General features: G+C 71.8%; 18 protein-coding genes. 11 read left to right on the top strand and 7 right to left on the bottom strand.

The genetic code is table 11. The annotated features are described in order from the left end of the window. The first annotated feature begins 16 nt into the window (after positions 1-16). Positions 17-3,271 (top strand): AAA family ATPase, encoded by a 3,255-nt coding sequence (locus ACZ56E_RS08395; protein WP_471212348.1) that lies wholly within the window; start codon positions 17-19, stop codon positions 3,269-3,271. 141 nt (positions 3,272-3,412) lie between these two features. Continuing rightward, a complete protein-coding gene (locus ACZ56E_RS08390; protein WP_468604912.1) occupies positions 3,413-3,652 on the top strand; it encodes a chaplin family protein in 240 nt (79 codons plus the stop codon). Positions 3,653-3,719: 67 nt separating this feature from the next. Here ACZ56E_RS08390 and ACZ56E_RS08385 read toward each other — a convergent pair whose 3' ends face one another. Then, positions 3,720-4,940, bottom strand: coding sequence for a hypothetical protein (locus ACZ56E_RS08385; protein WP_471212345.1), 1,221 nt, complete (start codon positions 4,938-4,940; stop codon positions 3,720-3,722). Between the two features lie 257 nt (positions 4,941-5,197). On the opposite strand from ACZ56E_RS08385, the gene ACZ56E_RS08380 reads away from it, so the two are divergent. Continuing rightward, entirely contained in the window at positions 5,198-5,446 is a 249-nt protein-coding gene (locus ACZ56E_RS08380) for a chaplin (protein ID WP_468604908.1), read from the top strand. A gap of 40 nt (positions 5,447-5,486) precedes the next feature. On the opposite strand, the gene ACZ56E_RS08375 is transcribed toward ACZ56E_RS08380, so the two are convergent. Together ACZ56E_RS08375 and mca are read right to left on the bottom strand one after the other, a co-directional pair. Continuing rightward, positions 5,487-5,735 (bottom strand): hypothetical protein, encoded by a 249-nt coding sequence (locus ACZ56E_RS08375; RefSeq protein WP_471213113.1) that lies wholly within the window; start codon positions 5,733-5,735, stop codon positions 5,487-5,489. A 19-nt stretch (positions 5,736-5,754) separates the two neighbouring features. After that, the gene (mca, locus tag ACZ56E_RS08370) at positions 5,755-6,636 is read right to left on the bottom strand and encodes a mycothiol conjugate amidase Mca (protein ID WP_468604906.1); all 882 of its coding nucleotides are present in this window, start codon (positions 6,634-6,636) and stop codon (positions 5,755-5,757) included. Between the two features lie 115 nt (positions 6,637-6,751). Here mca and ACZ56E_RS08365 point away from each other — a divergent pair, with 115 nt between their 5' ends. Further along, a complete protein-coding gene (locus ACZ56E_RS08365; protein WP_468604904.1) occupies positions 6,752-7,195 on the top strand; it encodes a DUF4307 domain-containing protein in 444 nt (147 codons plus the stop codon). Positions 7,196-7,369: 174 nt separating this feature from the next. Then, positions 7,370-7,867 carry a transcription elongation factor GreA gene (gene greA, locus ACZ56E_RS08360; protein ID WP_468604902.1) on the top strand — a complete coding sequence of 166 codons (498 nt, stop codon included), beginning with the start codon at positions 7,370-7,372 and terminating at the stop codon, positions 7,865-7,867. 75 nt (positions 7,868-7,942) lie between these two features. Here the strand turns inward: greA and ACZ56E_RS08355 are convergent, their stop codons facing one another. From ACZ56E_RS08355 to ilvA, 3 genes are all read right to left on the bottom strand, one after another. Continuing rightward, the gene (locus ACZ56E_RS08355) at positions 7,943-8,794 is read right to left on the bottom strand and encodes an ABC transporter permease (RefSeq protein ID WP_468604900.1); all 852 of its coding nucleotides are present in this window, start codon (positions 8,792-8,794) and stop codon (positions 7,943-7,945) included. Next, positions 8,791-9,768 carry an ATP-binding cassette domain-containing protein gene (locus ACZ56E_RS08350; protein ID WP_471212339.1) on the bottom strand — a complete coding sequence of 326 codons (978 nt, stop codon included), beginning with the start codon at positions 9,766-9,768 and terminating at the stop codon, positions 8,791-8,793. The genes ACZ56E_RS08355 and ACZ56E_RS08350 overlap by 4 nt, the downstream gene beginning before the upstream one ends. A gap of 160 nt (positions 9,769-9,928) precedes the next feature. Then, positions 9,929-11,158, bottom strand: coding sequence for a threonine ammonia-lyase (gene ilvA, locus ACZ56E_RS08345; protein ID WP_468604896.1), 1,230 nt, complete (start codon positions 11,156-11,158; stop codon positions 9,929-9,931). Between the two features lie 157 nt (positions 11,159-11,315). Here ilvA and ACZ56E_RS08340 point away from each other — a divergent pair, with 157 nt between their 5' ends. The 3 genes from ACZ56E_RS08340 (at position 11,316) to ACZ56E_RS08330 (ending at position 12,638) form a co-directional block, all read left to right on the top strand. Next, complete coding sequence (locus ACZ56E_RS08340) at positions 11,316-11,834, top strand: MarR family winged helix-turn-helix transcriptional regulator (protein WP_468604894.1); 519 nt, start codon at positions 11,316-11,318, stop codon at positions 11,832-11,834. Between the two features lie 70 nt (positions 11,835-11,904). Further along, positions 11,905-12,387 carry a sigma factor-like helix-turn-helix DNA-binding protein gene (locus tag ACZ56E_RS08335; protein WP_468604892.1) on the top strand — a complete coding sequence of 161 codons (483 nt, stop codon included), beginning with the start codon at positions 11,905-11,907 and terminating at the stop codon, positions 12,385-12,387. Next, the gene (locus tag ACZ56E_RS08330) at positions 12,384-12,638 is read left to right on the top strand and encodes a hypothetical protein (protein WP_362998845.1); all 255 of its coding nucleotides are present in this window, start codon (positions 12,384-12,386) and stop codon (positions 12,636-12,638) included. Before ACZ56E_RS08335 ends, ACZ56E_RS08330 begins: the two co-directional genes overlap by 4 nt. Before the next feature lie 11 nt (positions 12,639-12,649). Here the strand turns inward: ACZ56E_RS08330 and ACZ56E_RS08325 are convergent, their stop codons facing one another. Further along, complete coding sequence (locus tag ACZ56E_RS08325; protein WP_471212335.1) at positions 12,650-13,807, bottom strand: cystathionine gamma-synthase; 1,158 nt, start codon at positions 13,805-13,807, stop codon at positions 12,650-12,652. A 101-nt stretch (positions 13,808-13,908) separates the two neighbouring features. On the opposite strand from ACZ56E_RS08325, the gene ACZ56E_RS08320 reads away from it, so the two are divergent. The 3 genes from ACZ56E_RS08320 (at position 13,909) to ACZ56E_RS08310 (ending at position 16,339) form a co-directional block, all read left to right on the top strand. Beyond that, entirely contained in the window at positions 13,909-15,027 is a 1,119-nt protein-coding gene (locus ACZ56E_RS08320) for a hypothetical protein (RefSeq protein WP_471212332.1), read from the top strand. A 143-nt stretch (positions 15,028-15,170) separates the two neighbouring features. Beyond that, entirely contained in the window at positions 15,171-15,875 is a 705-nt protein-coding gene (gene msrA, locus ACZ56E_RS08315; RefSeq protein WP_471212330.1) for a peptide-methionine (S)-S-oxide reductase MsrA, read from the top strand. After that, positions 15,836-16,339 carry a hypothetical protein gene (locus tag ACZ56E_RS08310; RefSeq protein WP_471212329.1) on the top strand — a complete coding sequence of 168 codons (504 nt, stop codon included), beginning with the start codon at positions 15,836-15,838 and terminating at the stop codon, positions 16,337-16,339. Before msrA ends, ACZ56E_RS08310 begins: the two co-directional genes overlap by 40 nt. Positions 16,340-16,351 lie beyond the last annotated feature (12 nt).

Below are 16,351 nucleotides of genomic sequence, written 5' to 3'. Positions count from 1 at the left end.
CGGAGGGGGAACCCATATGCGGGACAGCCATCGGGCCGAGGCCGAGCGGCTGTTGGCACGGGCCGTGGAGGAGGAGGTCCGGCGGTCGGGCGGGCGCGTCGACGGGAGCGTCCTGCTCTCGCGGGCGCGCGGCGCGCTGGACGCCATGGCGCAGACGGCCGCCGAGGAGTACACGGCGTACACCGGCGCGCTCGACGAGGCGGACGCCGGCCGCCTCACCTTCGGCCAGCGGTACGCGAAGGAGGGCGCCGGAACTCCACTGCTCGTGGCGGTGGTTGCGGCGCTCGCGGCGGGCGTGTCCGACCTGTCGTTCGGCACGAGCGTCGGCACGGCGCTCGGCACCGGCGCGGTCGTCGCCGTGGCGGGCGCGGCGGCGACGGTCGTGAAGGTGACGGCCTCCCACGTGCCCGCGGCGAGCCGCCGCGCGGGTGAGCTCAGCAGGCCCGGCGGGCCCGAACAGCTGCGGCTGCAGTGGCTCACGGCCCTCGAGGTGCGCGGCATCCGGCCCTTCCTCGACCAGCAGCGGGTCCTCGCCGCATCGACCGGCTCGCACGCCGCGAAGAAGCCGGCGCCCCAGCTGCGCGGCACGGACAAGAGCGCGGCGGCCCGGCGGCGCAATGTGCTGCAGCAGTCCTTCGCGCAACTCCCGGAGACCGCCGCGCCCTTCGTGGGACGGCGGACCGAGCTGGGACAGATCGCGCGGTGGGTGCACGCGGCGCGCGCCAGCACCGACACCCGGCCCACGGTCGTCGTGCTGCACGGCGCGCCGGGCTCCGGGCGGACCTCGCTGGCGGTGCGGGCGGCGCACGACCTGCGGGACCAGTTCCGCGGCGCCTGCGTGGTGGACCTGCGCGGCGACAGCCCGCAGGAGTCCCCGATGTCCACGCGCGACGCCCTGATGCATCTGCTGAATCGGTTGGGCGCCCCCCGCGAGCAGCTGCTCTTCCGGGAGCGGTCCTCGCAGGAGCAGCAGCTCAAGCGGCTCAGCGAGCTCTACCACCAGTATCTGACGGGCGTCGCGGTGACGATCGTCCTCGACGACGCCGGCGACGCCGAGCAGATCCGCACGCTGATCCCGGAGCGTTCGGACAGCCTCGTCCTGGTCACCGCCCGCGAGCCGCTGGAGCTGCCCGCGGACCTGCCCGCCTGGGTGCACCGGCTGCCGGTCGACGCGCTGGACGAGGCGGGCGCCGAGGAGCTGCTGCGCGAGTCCGCGGAGGACCTCTCCGGGCCCTACGACGCCGAATCGGCGGACGTGCTGCGGGAGTTGTGCGGCGGGCTGCCGCTGGCGCTGCGCGCCGCGGGCTCCTCGCTCGGTCCGCGGACGCCGCGCCAGCTGGCCGCCGACCTGTCGGCGTACGGACCGGCCGACAAGGTCGGTCCTGTCGAGCGCGTCCTGTGGCTGCGCTACTCCGACCAGACGGAACCGGCGAGGCGGCTGCTGCGCCGGCTCGCGCTCGCCGGGCGCGCCTCGCTGGGCACGGCCGCCGCGGCGGCGCTGCTCGGCACGGACGAGCAGGAGGCGGCCCGGCAGCTGACCGCGCTGTCCCGCGCGGGCCTGCTCGACCGCCCCCGCCCCCGCAGCGCCCCCGGCGAGGGCGCCGACGCCCCGGCCGGCCGCTACCGCCTGCACGACGTCGTCCGCTCCTTCGCCCGGGCCCGCCTCCTCGACGAGGAGGAGCCCGCCGAGCGCACCGCCGCGCAGGAGCGCCTCATCGCCAGCTATGGGGAGCTGGCCGACACGGTGATCCGGCTGGTCGACGGCAAGACGTCCACGCGCGCCCATCAGTTCGGGCAGCACGGTTTCGCCTCGCTCGACGCGGCCCTGCGCTGGCTCGACGACGAGTCGACGTTCATCACAGCGGCCCTGCGGCACGCGGAGGGCGTCGACCAGCGGGCCGTGCTCAACCTCCTCGGCGCGCTGTGCGACTACTGCCTGCTGCGCGGCGACCTCTACCGCCTCGGTGAGATCAACGAACTGACGCAGGCCATCGACCAGGGCCTGCTCGGCCGCAGCGTGCAGTGGCGCACGGGCATCGCGGCCCGTCAGCTCGGCGAGCTCGACCAGTCGCGCACGACGCTGAACTCCGTCGTCGACCTGTACTTCGAGGCCCACCAGGACGCGGCCGCCGCCCGCGCCCTCGGCTCCCTCGGCATCACCCTGCACCACCAGGGCAATCTCACGGAGGCGGCGGCCCGCCTCACGGAGGCGCTCGACCTCCAGGCCGCCGACGAGCTGGCGGGCGACCGCGCCTGGACGCTGCACGCGCTGGCCGCCGTCGAGCGGGACCGCGCCCACCTGGCGCACGCCCTCGGCATGCTGGAGACGGCGCTCGCGCTGCACCGCGACAGCGGCTCTGTGCACGGCGAGGCCTGGACGCACTTCCAGCTCGGCCAGCTCTGCCTGCGCATGGGCGACGTGCCGCGCGCGGAGGGCGAGCTGCGCACCGCCCTCGACCTGTACGGCCGCACACGGGACGCGCGCGGCGAGGCCTGGGCGCTCACGCAGCTGGCGCGGGCCCGCCTGGTGGACGGCGACCCGTCCCCCGCCGTCGACGGGCTGCGCCACGCGGTGTCCCGGCACCGCGACAACGACGACGCGCGCGGCGAGGCCTGGTCGCTGTACTACCTCGGCCAGTCCTTGGAGGAGACGGGCAGCCTGGACCAGGCGGTGCGGGAGCTGGAGCGGGCCCGCACGATGTTCTCCCGGATGCGGGACGTGTACGGCCTGGCGTGCGCGCGGCACCACTCCGCGCGGGTGACCCGCGACCAGCGGGCCGCCCAGACGGGCTCCCTGCGCAATTCCGGCTTCGCCCGGCAGCTCCTCGTGGACGCCCGCGCCGACTTCCAGCGCATCGGCGTCGCGCACGGCGAGGCCTGGACGTGTCTGGAGCTGGTCGTCGTCGACGCGGGCAACAACCGCAGCCAGCAGGCGCTCGCCCTGTGCGACGAGGCCATCGAACTCTTCGCCTCCTACGGCGACCGGCGCGGCGGCGACTGGGCCCGCTTCCTGCGCTGCACCCTGCTGCCGTACGCGTCGCCGGGCGGCTGGGAGATCGGCACGGCGGTCGCCCAGGAGGAGCTCGGTCAACTCGCCAGGGCCGGCCATCCGACGCGGGACGGCAAGCTCGCCGAGTACGTCCAGGCGTACGGCCTGCTCCTGGAGCGCGGCGCCGAGCTGGAGACGGGCTGGCAGGCGTGGCGGCTCGGCATGGTGCCGAGCCGGCATGCGCGCGAGGTGATGGGGGTCGACGTACCGCAGCCGAGCTGAGCCGACGCGTCACAACCAAGCTGCGCCCGAAATGACACGAAAGAGGTCATTATTCCTACTGTCGGCCTACGACCGGTGTCGCCGTGCCTGAGCCCGGGTGACGCTCGCAGAGTCCGCTTCTCCTCCTACGAAGAGGTATTCATGCGTACTCGCTCCATCCTCACCACAGCCGCCTTCGCCGCCGTCACCGTGATCGGCGGTGCCGGCGCGGCCGTCGCCGACCCCGACCCGGTCAACGCGGAGGTCTCCAACTCCCCCGGCATCATCAGCGGAAACGCGGTCCAGGTCCCGGTCGACGTCGACGTCCCCATCTGCGGCAACACGATCGACATCGTCGGACTGCTCAACCCCGCGACCGGCAACCACTGCAAGACCAACTGACGGTCGACGCACACAAGAGGAAGGCCCCGCCGGTGCGGGGCCTTCCTTCTTTCCTGTCGCCTGTCGGTTATCGGCGCGGCGCCGGGTACCGTCCGGCGGCGGCCCTGAGTGCGGCGACGGTGAGCGCCACGACCAGCAGGGAGGCCAGCGTCGCGACCGCCGCCGACAGGGTCGGCAGGGGCGCGGTCACCCCGTCGGGCCGCAGTACGTACCTGAGCGTCGTGGAGTCGACCCGGCCGTCCACGAGATGGCCGAGGGTCAGCCCGCCCGCCACGAGGGTGCTCGCCACGGCCACGAGCGGAGACCCGCTCAGGAAGAGGGCCACGCCCGCCGCCGCGCAGACGGCGGAGACGGCGATCGCGGCCGGGAGGCCGAGGCTCGGCGCGTCCGACCAGTTCAGCGGGAAATGAGCGGCCGCACAGAGCAGCAGGAGTACGCCTGCCACGCGACGCAGCCAGACGAGCCGTGTGCTGTCCTGCGCGGCGAGCGGCACCGCGCCGGGGACCGTGCCGGACGAGGACCGGACGGCCTCGTCGGACGGCGTGGCCGTCGTGCCAGCGGTTTCTGCGGCCGCGGCTTCGGCGGCCGCTTCCGCGTCGGCCTCGGCGTCCGCGTTCCTGTGCTCCTTGAGATCGCCGATCAGCTGCATCAGCTCCTCGACGGACCTGGTCGTGCCGGCGGCGTGCACCACCTCGGCGCCGCTGTGCGGATCGTGCGGGGGCCGGGACAGCAGGTGGACGAGCCGGCTCACCTCCGGAATGGGGCGTTCCTCGGCGGCGTGCCGGATGGCCTGGTTCATGGGCTCGGCGGGGTGCTCCGGCGGACCGAGCAGCTCCACCAGCCGGGTGACGTCGTCGACGGACCGGGCCACGGCTGCCAGGCGGAGCACCGACGCGGCGGTCGGCATGTTTGCCGGTGACTGCTCCAGGCGGGTGACGAGGTCGACGACGTCGTCCAGCGGCCTGGAGACCACGGCGACGCGTATGAGGTCGGCCACCGCGCCCTCGTCGGTCTCCGGCACCACCTGTGCCGGGGGTCCGTCGTCGACGTCGTCGTCGTAGGCGGGCGGGTCCTGCCGGACGACGTCGCGGTCGAGCTCGACGGCTCCGTCCACGGTCGGGTCGGGTGTCGGGTCGGCTGTGGGGTCTGCCGTCCGGGGCCACGGGGCGGGCTGGTCACGCGTTGGGGCGCCGAGCTGCGCGGTACCCCAGTGGACCGACGTCGAGAGCAGCGGTTCGCCGGTACCGGGAGAATCCCCAGCGGCGGCAGAGAATGACTCAGCGGCCATCTTCTCTTCTCCATTCCAGCGGGACGTCCTCGCCCCGCGCGTGAGCGTGTATCCCGTTCTATGCACGCTTCATGCGCCCCGCCACTGGAGAAGCCGCCCGGCGGCACGTACTCGATCACTGGGGAGATGGGGGGAGCGCTCGCCGTCGGTGCCCACGGACGAGCGGCTCTGTTCCGGCACACGGCCCACGATCGTTTTGCCCGCGGGCCGGGCCGGTGAGATCTGTGGGGTCCGTTCTTCACCGCAGAGAGGCACCCATGCGCACGCGCTCGATCTTCATCACCGCGGCCCTCGTCACGGCCACCGTCCTCGGCGGCGCCGGCGCCGCCACCGCCGACTCATCGCCCGGCGCGGTCGCCGTGGGCAAGGCCAAGAACTCCCCCGGCGTCCTCAGCGGCAATGTCGTCCAGGTGCCCGTCGACCTTTCCGTCAACGCGTGCGGCAACACCGTGAACGTCGTCGGCCTCCTCAACCCCGCGGCCGGCAACACCTGCGTCTCGAAGTAGCCCACCGCCCCGTCGCGCGCTGACACGACGGGGCACCTCTCTACTTCCCGCTGTCGGACTCCCGCTTCGCGGCGCCCGCGTCCTCGCCCGCCGCCGCGCCGACCGGCTCCTTCGCCGCGGGCTCCGTCTCCGCCGGCTCCTTGAAGTCGACCTTCCGCATGTGCCGGTTCATCGACTTCATCAGGCCCCAGACGGCCAGGGCCATCACCGCGAAGACGATGAAGCCCAGGACACCCGGAGTCACCTTGTCGTCGTCGACCTCCTTGGCAAGAGGGACGAGATGCGTCATTGCCAGATGTGCGTTCACGCTAGGCATTGTCGCGGATGCCCGCAAAGAGGTCGTCCTCGGGGAGGGATGTATCGACGAGCGACTTCGCGAGCTCGTACTCCTCCGTGGGCCAGACCTCCTTCTGGATCTCCATCGGCACCCGGAACCACCCGCCGTCGGGGTCGATCTGCGTGGCGTGCGCGATCAGGGCCTTGTCACGGATCTCGTAGAAGTCGGCGCACGGAACGTGCGTGGTCAGGGTGCGCTCGACCCGCTCGAACTCGTCCCAGCGCTTCAGCCAGTCCCCGTACGGCGACTCCAGGCCGCGGTCGAGCATCGCCTGATGCAGCGCCTCGGTGCGCGGGCGGTTGAAGCCCTGATTGTAGTAGAGCTTCTGCGGCTGGAAGACCGGGCCGAACTCGCTCTCCGGGTACTTCTCGGCGTCCGCCGCACCGTCGAAGGCCACCATCGTGATCTTGTGGGTCATGATGTGGTCGGGGTGCGGATATCCGCCGTTCTCGTCGTACGTCGTGATGACCTGCGGGCGGAAGGAACGGATCTGGCGCACCAGCTCGCCGGCGGCCTTGTCGAGGTCCTCCAGGGCGAAACAGCCCTCGGGCAGCGGCGGCAGCGGGTCGCCCTCGGGCAGCCCCGAGTCGACGAAGCCGAGCCACTCCTGCTTGACGCCGAGGATCTCGCGCGCCTCGTCCATCTCCTTCTTGCGGACCTCGTGGATGTTCTCCTGGATGTAGGCGTCACCCTGGAGCTTGGGGTTGAGGATGTCGCCGCGCTCCCCGCCCGTGCAGGTCACGACGAGCACGTCCACCCCCTCGGACACGTACTTGGCCATGGTGGCCGCGCCCTTGCTCGACTCGTCGTCGGGGTGGGCGTGCACGGCCATCAGTCGAAGCTGCTCAGTCAAGACTCGATCCTCAAGTAATCGGGCGCCCTCGGTGATCCGGCGCAACACGCGGCTTCTATAGTGACGGAACCGGGGGGCGGAAAATTCCGGCATCCACTGTTCCTGGAGGACGATCATGGCGGCGGTGGGCTCGAAGCTCCCCGAGGGGCCTTCCGAGGGCTCCTCCACGGGTGTTCCCGAGGGGCGGTACGGCCGCTCCCGCACGGCCGACGAGGCCGCGGACCGCAAGCTGAAGATCGTCGGATCGGTGCTCGGCGTGCTCCTGCTCGGCGTCGTCGGCTGGTTCGGTTACGACTACGTCAACGGTACGAAGGTCAGCGCCGAGGTCATCAAGTTCGACGTCGTCTCGGACCGGTCCGTCGAGGCTCACCTCGAAGTCCGCAAGGACACCGACGCCCGGGGCTACTGCACCCTGCGCTCACAGGCGGAGTCGGGCGCCGAGGTCGGCCGCGCGGACTTCCGCTTCGACCAGCGCACGGACCGTATCGACCAGGTCGTCACTCTGCGTACGACAAGCAGGGCCACCAGCGTCGAGCTGCTGGGCTGCCACTCCGACTGACGTCGGCCGACATTCCGCGTTGACCGCGCTCACCTGCACTGACGCAAAGCTGACGGCTTATGTCCTCCCCCTTGGGCGCCTGAATTGTTAGGCTCGTGGTTTCGCCCACCCGTGAAGGAACATCCTTCTGGGTAGGGCGATGCTTTGTATTCCCAGTACCTACGAGGAGCACCTGTGACCCAGACCAGCGAGAACGTCACCTGGCTGACCCAGGAGGCGTACAACCAGCTCAAGGCCGAGCTGGAGTACCTGTCTGGTCCTGCGCGCACCGAGATCGCGGCCAAGATCGCCGCGGCGCGCGAGGAGGGCGACCTGCGGGAGAACGGCGGGTACCACGCGGCCAAGGAGGAGCAGGGCAAGCAGGAGCTCCGCGTCCGCCAGCTGACCCAGCTCCTGGAGACGGCGCGGGTCGGTGAGGCGCCGGCCGACGACGGGGTCGTGGAGCCCGGCATGGTCGTCACCATCGCCTTCGACGGCGACGAGGACGACACGCTGACCTTCCTGCTCGCCTCCCGTGAGTACGCGAGCGGCGACATCGAGACGTACTCGCCGCAGTCCCCGCTGGGCACCGGCGTGAACGGCAAGAAGATCGGCGAGAACGCGAAGTACGAACTGCCGAACGGCAAGTTCGCCTCCGTGAAGATCCTCGCCGCGAAGCCGTACGCGGCCTAGCGCGCTCCCAGAGCTCCGGCCACGACCGAGCCCCCGGCACCCTGAACGAGGTGCCGGGGGCTCGGTCATGTGCGGTCAGGCCGTCGCCGAGCGGTACTTGCGGACCGACAGGGTGCGGAAGATCAGGATGATCAGGACCGAGTAGATCACCGAGGCCCAGACCGGGTGCTGCATCGGCCAGGCGTCGGACGGGGACACCCCGGGGTTGCCGAAGAGCTCGCGGCAGGCCTGGACGGTCGCGCTGAAGGGGTTCCAGTCGGCGACATGCCGCAGCCAGGGCGTCATCTTGCTGGAGTCCACGAACGCGTTCGAGATGAAGGTGACCGGGAAGAGCCAGATCAGGCCACCCGAGGTCGCCGCCTCCGGAGTGCGGACCGAGAGGCCGATGAGCGCGCCGACCCAGGTGAACGCGTACCCGAGGAGGAGCAGCAGGCCGAAGGCGGCGAGGGCCTTGCCGATCCCCTCGTGGATGCGCCAGCCGACGAGGACCGCCACGATCGCGAGGACCAGGAGGGTCAGCGCGGTCTGCACGAGGTCGGCGATGGTGCGGCCGGTGAGGACGGCGCCGCGCGCCATGGGCAGGGACCGGAAGCGGTCGATCAGGCCCTTGTGCATGTCGTCGGCGATGCCGGCGCCCGCGCCCGCGGTGGCGAAGGTGACGGTCTGCGCGAAGATGCCCGCCATCAGGAAGTTGCGGTAGTCCGCCGGATCGGTGCTGTTGCCGATCATCATCGAGCCGCCGAACACATAGCTGAACAGCACCACGAACATAATCGGTTGAATAAGCCCGAAAATGACCATTTCGGGAATTCGGGACATACGGATCAAGTTGCGCTTAGCAACTACCAGGGAGTCCCTGACGGACTGGCCGATGCCGCCGGCGGGCCTGGGGGCCGCCGTGCGCACGGTGTCGCTGACGGTGCTCACTTGCTGGTCTCCTTTCCGTTGCCCTCGTCGGCCAGCTCGGCGACGTGCCCGGTGAGGGAGATGAAGACGTCGTCGAGGGTCGGGCGGCGCAGGCCGATGTCGTCGATCTCGATGCCGCGGGTGTCCAGCTCGCGGATGACCTCGGCGAGCAGCTTGGCGCCACCGGCGACGGGGACGGTCAGCTTGCGGGTGTGCTCGGCGACGGCGACCTCGCCCTTGCCGAAGCCGCGCAGCACCTCGGAGGCGGTGGCGATGTGGTCGCGGTCGTGCACGACGACCTCGACGCGCTCGCCGCCGGTCTGGGCCTTGAGCTGGTCGGAGGTGCCGCGGGCGATGACGCGGCCGTGGTCGACGACGCAGATGTCGTGCGCGAGGTGGTCGGCCTCTTCGAGGTACTGCGTGGTCAGGAGCAGTGTCGTACCGCCCGAGACGAGTTCCTGGATGACTTCCCACAGCTGCTGGCGGTTGCGCGGGTCCAGGCCGGTGGTCGGCTCGTCCATGAACATCACGGGCGGCGAGACGACGAGTGCGGCGGCGAGGTCGAGGCGGCGGCGCATGCCTCCGGAGTACGTCTTGGAGGGGCGGTCGGCGGCGTCCGCGAGGTTGAACCGGTCGAGCAGTTCGCCCGCCCTGGCCTTCGCCTCCTTGGCCTTCATCTGATAGAGCTGGCCGACCATCTGGAGGTTCTCACGGCCTGTCAGATACTCGTCCACGGCGGCGAACTGGCCGGAGAGGCCGATCGAACGCCGCACTTCGTTGGGGTGCTTGAGGACGTCTATGCCCGCGACGACCGCCTTGCCGCTGTCCGGTGTGAGCAGCGTCGTCAGGCAGCGGACGGCCGTGGTCTTGCCCGCGCCGTTCGGCCCCAGGAGGCCGAGCACGGTGCCTTCCGGGACATCCAGATCGACGCCGTCCAGAGCCCGTACGTCGCCGAAGGTCTTCACCAGACCTTCGGCGTAGATGGCGCCTGGCATGAGATTCCCCCTGAGGTGGGTGACTTCCGGTGACTTTCTACGGAAAGCTTAGGTTTGCCGGACTTCGCGCGCCCGACGACGGGTGACGCAGAGCACACCGTAACGCGATACATCGCGTCGGCTCACCTCATTTTCGAAAGATGGTCCCGGAGGGGCGGCTTCAGCCGATGACGGTGTACCCCGCGCCCCGCAGGGCCGTGCCCACCTCGGTGCAGTGCTCGGGGCCCTTCGTCTCCAGATGGAGCTCCACCTCGGCCTCGGTGATCCCGAGCCGGGGGTCGGTGCGCACATGACTCACGTCGAGGACGTTGGCGTCCACCTCCGACAGCACCCCGAGCAGCGTGGCGAGCGCGCCGGGGCGGTCCGTCAGGCGCAGCCGCAGCGAGAGATAGCGGCCCGCCGCCGCCATGCCCTGGCGCAGGATGCGCTGCATCAGGAGCGGGTCCACGTTCCCGCCGGACAGCAGCGCCACCACCGGCCCCTCGAACGCCTTAGGGTCGCTCAGGAGGGCCGCGACCGGACTCGCACCGGCCGGCTCCACGACCATCTTGGCCCTCTCCAGGCACAGCAGCAGGGCGCTGGAGAGCTCGTCCTCGGAGACCGTGACGACCTCGTCGACCAGCTCCTCGACCAGCTGGAACGGTACGTCGCCCGGGCGGCCGACCTTGATGCCGTCCGCCATCGTCGTGGGGGTGCCGATCGACACCGGGTGCCCCGCGGCCAGCGAGGGCGGATAGGCCGCGGCCCCCGCCGCCTGCACGCCCACCACCTTCACGTCCGGGCGCAGCGCCTTGACCGCCACCGCGATGCCCGCCGCGAGGCCGCCGCCCCCGATGCCCACGACGAGGGTGCGCACCTCCGGGCACTGCTCCAGGACCTCGAGGCCGACCGTGCCCTGCCCCGCGATGATGTCCGCGTGGTCGAAGGGGTGGATGAAGACGGCGCCCGTCTCGTGGGCGTACTCCTGCGCGGCGGCCAGCGTCTCGTCGACCACCTGGCCGTGCAGCCGCACCTCCGCTCCGTAGTCCCGCGTCGCCGCGACCTTGGGCAGCGGCGCACCGGCCGGCATGAAGACCGTGGAGCGCACGCCGAGGAGCGAGGAGGCCAGCGCCACGCCCTGCGCGTGGTTGCCCGCGCTGGCGGCGACGACACCGGCGGCGCGCTCCTCGGGGAGCAGGCCCGCGATCCGCACGTACGCGCCGCGCAGCTTGAAGGAACCGGTCCGCTGGAGGTTCTCGCACTTGAGGTGCACCGGCGCCCCGACCAGCTGCGACAGGTGTCTGCTGCCCTCCATGGCCGTCATGCGGGCCACTCCGGAGAGCATCTTCTGCGCGCCGCGCACGTCGTCGAGGGTGACCGTCGGCAAGGAGTGGGGCGTGCGGTAGCTCATGACGGCAAGTCTTGCAGCCGGCGTCCGGGTCCTCCTGCGGCGACCAAGGGACGAGACCGTTCTGAGCGTGGGTTTGCGCAGCGCAGGTACGGTACGCGCCGCGGCCGCGTACCCTGTCCCCCAACCCACTGCCCTCGCATGAAGTGAGCCCCCGGCCATGCCCACAACTCCGGACATGACGACCGCCAGCGATCCCGCCCTCCTGGACAGCCTGCAGCACCAGGTGGCGGTCTTCGCCCGCCGTGCGGAGCAGACGCGCCTCGGCGGCGTAGGACAGGTCCGCAACTCCATGGACCGAGCCGCCTATCTGCTGCTCAACCGCCTCGACAAAGAAGGCCCGATGGGCGTCAAGGCGCTCGCGGCGAGCATGGGCATCGACTCCTCGACCGTCACCCGGCAGGTCGCCCCGCTGGTCGACACCGGGCTCGTCAAGCGCACCTCGCACCCGGAGGACGGCCGTGCCGTGGTGCTGCAGCTCTCCCCGCGCGGCCAGGCCAGGCTCGACGAGGTGCGTTCCTCGCGGCGCGAGCTGATGGCCGAGCTGACGCAGGACTGGGAACCGCAGGAGCGCGAGAGCTTCTGCGCGCTCCTCACACGCTTCAATTCCGCCCTCTCGGCACGGCAGTCGTCACAGCCGGCTCCCGGAGGGGAAGTTCCGGCCACTCCGGAGTCTTGACCCCGGACCCGCGTCTGGCCTCATATGAGACCGGAGGCCCCGTGCTCGTGGCCTCCGGCCGGGAGGCGCGGTGCGAGAGCGGCAGGCGTTGCGGAACGCCCGCCGTGCCCGGGAGTTCGAGGCGTTCGTCGCGGGCGCGGCAGGGCGGCTCCTGCATGCCGCGACGCTCCTCACCGCCGAGCCTCCGGACGACAACCCACGCGCGCGTGCCCTGCTGACCGCCGCCCTCGCGCACACGTACGCGTCGTGGGACCGGCTGCGCGGCGAGGATCCGTACGACCGCACACGCCAGCAGGTCGCCCTGCGTTTCGGCCGTGCCGCCTGGCGGCGCCACCGCGGCCACGGCGGGGTCCTGGCCCGGCTCAGCCCCCAGGAGCGGCTGATTCTCGTCCTGCGGATGTACGAGGGCGTCGCCGAGGAACAGACCGCGGCGCTCCTCGGCCTGCCCGCCGACCGGGTCGCGTCGATCTGCGCCCGCGCGATGGCGACGGTCCTGCACCCGCCGCGCGGTCCCGCGCCGGCCGGGGCTCAGATCGGGGCGGTGCCCTCATGAGTCAGTACGAGCGCAAGGAACAGGCGATCCGGCGCCTCCTGGAGGGCACGGCGCCCGCCGTGCCGCCCGAACTCCACGACGACGCGGTGCGGCGGGGCGGCCGGGCCCTGCGGCGCCGCAGGGCGGCACGGCGGCTGTTCTGGACCCTGCTGTTCGCCGCCGCGGTGGCGTTCGTCGTGTGGGCGTCGCTGGCCCGGCCGTGGGTGGAGCCGCCGTCGGACACGACTCCACCCCTGACGCGCTGGGGCTGACCTGCGGGTGCTTACTGGCCGAGCGCCTGCTGGAGGTCGGCGATGAGGTCGTCCGCCGACTCGATGCCCACGGAGAGGCGCACCAGGTCAGCGGGGACCTCCAGGGCCGAGCCGACCACCGAGGCGTGCGTCATGCGGCCCGGGTGCTCGATCAGCGACTCGACGCCGCCCAGGGACTCGCCCAGCGTGAACAGCTTGGCGCGGTTGCAGACCTCGACGGCCGCCTCCTCGCCGCCCTCGACACGGAACGACACCATGCCGCCGAAGGACCGCATCTGCTTGGCGGCGATCTCGTGACCGGGGTGCTCCGGAAGGCCCGGGTAGAGAACGCTGCTCACGCGCGCGTGCCGGGTCAGCATCTCGGTGACCTTGGTGGCGTTCTCGCTGTGCCGGTCCATGCGGACCGCGAGGGTCTTGATGCCGCGCAGCACCAGCCAGGCGTCGAAGGGGCCCGCGACGGCCCCCATCGCGTTCTGGTGGTACGCCAGCTCCTCGCCGAGCGCCGCGTCACTGACGACGAGCGCGCCGCCGACGACGTCCGAGTGGCCACCCATGTACTTCGTCATGGAGTGCACGACGACGTCCGCGCCGAGCGCCAGCGGCTGCTGGAGGTAGGGGCTCGCGAAGGTGTTGTCGACGACGAGGCGCACACCGGCCTCGCGGGCGATCTGCGCGACCGCCGCGATGTCGGTGATGCCGAGCAGCGGGTTGGAGGGGGTCTCCACCCAGATCACCTTCGTACGGTCGGTCAGCGCCGCCCGTACGGCCTCGGGGTCGGAGGTGTCGGCCACCGACCACTCCACGCCCCACCGCGAGACGACCTTGGCGAACAGGCGGAAGGTGCCGCCGTACGCGTCGTTGGGGATGACGACGTGGTCACCCGGGCTGAGCAGCGTACGGAGAAGGCAGTCCTCGGCGGCGAGGCCGGACGCGAAGGCGAGTCCCCGGCTGCCGCCCTCCAGCGCGGCCAGGTTCTCCTCCAGGGCGGTCCTCGTGGGGTTGGCGCTGCGGCTGTACTCATAGCCGCCGCGCAGGCCCCCGACGCCGTCCTGCTTGTAGGTCGACACCTGGTAGATGGGCGGGACCACGGCGCCGGTGAGGGGGTCGGCGGTGTTGCCCGCGTGGATGGCCACGGTCTCGAAGCTCTGCGTGCTGTGCGAGTCACTCATGCGGCCTGAGCGTAGTGCGCGCGGGAGCCCTTCTGCCGGGTCGGTCCGGGTACGTCCCGGCAGGTTGGCCAATTGTCCGACCCGTCTGGTTCGCTTGTGTCATGGAGATTCTCTGGTTCCTGTTCGCGGTGGTCATGATCGGTGCGGTCCTGGGGCCCGTGCTGCTGCGCAGGCGCGGCGGAATCCGGCAGGTGGCCCCCGGCTCGCCGGACGCCGCGGACCCGGCGGACTACGGCTTCCTGCGCCAGGAGGAGCTGGACATCCGCATGCCGGGGCCGGACGCCGATCTCCTCGAAGTGCTCGACCTCGTGCAGCGCACGCAGGAGTGGAAGGCCGCCTCGCAGCTCCTCGCCGGCACGGAGACGCACGGCGAGCGGCGCTGGCAGCGCGTGCAGGCCTTCGCGGGCGCGGCCTCGCTGGAGCTGCAGCGGCGGCCGGGCGGCGTCAGCGACAGCCCGGGCGGGCAGTGGCTGCGGGTGTGGCGCGCGGAGGCGCCCAAGGACGCGGGCGGTGCCGCGGTGCACGCGGAGTTCCTCGTCCAGCAGGCGTGGCGCACCGCGGTGCAGGGGACGGACGAGTTCCGGATCATTCTGGAGGAGGCGAAGGAGGCGTGCGCGCAGGCGGCGCTGCTCTCCCCCGGCGACCCCGTGCCGTACATCATCGAGCTCTCCATCGCGCGCGGACTGGCGTATCCCCGTGAGGAGTTCGACCAGCTGTGGCTGAAGATCCTGGACCGCGCGCCCGCCCACATGGGCGCGCATCTGGCGGCGCTGCACTACTGGTGCGAGAAGTGGCACGGCTCCCGTGACCTCGCCCACGACTTCGCGGAGGCCGCGGCCGCCCGCGCGCCCCGCGGCTCCCTGCTCGCGGCGCTCCCCCTCTTCGCGGTGTACGAGCACCTGCCCGAGGTCAACCTCGTCCGCGGGTTCTACGAGAGCGAGGTCGTCACCAAGGCCGTCGAGGGCGCGATGTTCGCGGTGCACTCCGCGCGCGCGGACGACCCCATGCTGGCGCACGTCCGCCACCTCCTGGTGTTCTTCCTGGTCCGCTCCGAGCGCTGGGCGGAGGCCATGAACCAGCTGGTGCACGTGGACGGCCACATCGGCGCGCTGCCCTGGACCCTGTCCGAGGACCCCGCGTCGGACTACGCGGTGTACCGCGCCCTGGCCGTCGCGGGGTACGAGGCGAACGGCGGGAGTCCGGCGACGCTGCCGCACTGACGGCGCTGACGGCGCTGACGGCACTGACGGCACTGACGGCACTGACACCACCGGCCGGTGCGCGGGGGCCGGTGCCGGACGGAATGCGGCGCCCCGTCCGTACGTTCACCGGGTAGACCCCTGTCACCCACGAGGAGACCCGCATGATCTTCGGACGCACGCCCGAGCTCCCCACCGCCGAGCAGGCCCTCAAGGGCCGGGCCACCCCGGAATTCGAGGTCCCCTCCCGCCACACAGTGCTCGGCAACCCGCTGCTCGGCCCCTACCCCGACGGCCTGGAGACCGCGGACTTCGCGCTCGGCTGCTTCTGGGGCGCGGAGCGCAAGTTCTGGCAGACCGAGGGCGTCTGGACGACGTACGTCGGCTACCAGGGCGGCTACACGGAAAACCCCTCCTACGAAGAGGTGTGCTCCGGCCTCACCGGCCACACGGAGGCGGTCCGCGTCGTCTTCGACCCGTCCAAGGTCTCGTACGCCACGCTCCTGAAGCTGTTCTGGGAGTCCCACAACCCCACGCAGGGCTTCCGCCAGGGCAACGACGTCGGCACGCAGTACCGCTCGGCGATCTACACGCACTCCCCCGTCCAGGAGGAGGCGGCGACCGCGTCCCTGGAGGCGTACCAGAAGGTCCTGACGGCCGCCGGCTACGGCACGATCACGACGACGGTCCTCCCGGCCGCCACCCGCCCGTTCTGGCCCGCCGAGCCGTACCACCAGCAGTACCTGGACAAGAACCCCGACGGGTACTGCGGCATCGGCGGTACGGGCGCGGTCCTGGACGCGCCGTCGGAGACGAACTGGGGGCGGGCGTGCCCGACGGGCATCGCGCCGGCGCCGAGCCAGAACTGACCGGCTCCCTGCGCCCCCGCCCGGACCGCCCCGGGCGGACGGTCAAGTACCGCCTGCTGAAGACCGCCTGGGGCATCGCCGTGGACCTCACGGCGGAGGCCTCGCTGACGGCGGCGCCGCCCGCGCACGCGCACGCGGAGTGCGTCGGTGCGCAGGTGTGGCTGGACGTCTCCCCCGTCCTCGCCCACCCGCCCACCGACCGCACGGGCCGGCGGCTCGCTCCGGAGGAGGCGGCGTGGCTGCGCCACGGGGTGACGCTGGCCGCCCCCGCGGTGGCGGCCCGGCATGCTCCTCTGCACACCACGGTCACCGTCCACCATGTCTGGTTCCCGGAGACGGACTACCAGCCGGAGGGGCTCGCGGCGGCGGTGATCCAGTGGCTCGAAGAGGAGTTCGACCTGCCTTCCCACGGGGTGGACGCCACGTTCGACCGCCCCGCCAACCGGTACGTGTACGCCTGGTAGGCGCCCCTGGGT

The organism is Streptomyces sp. NPDC039480, from assembly GCF_055597165.1.
Note: the sequence above shows the minus strand (reverse complement) of the source record. Positions and strands in the feature narration are given on the sequence as shown.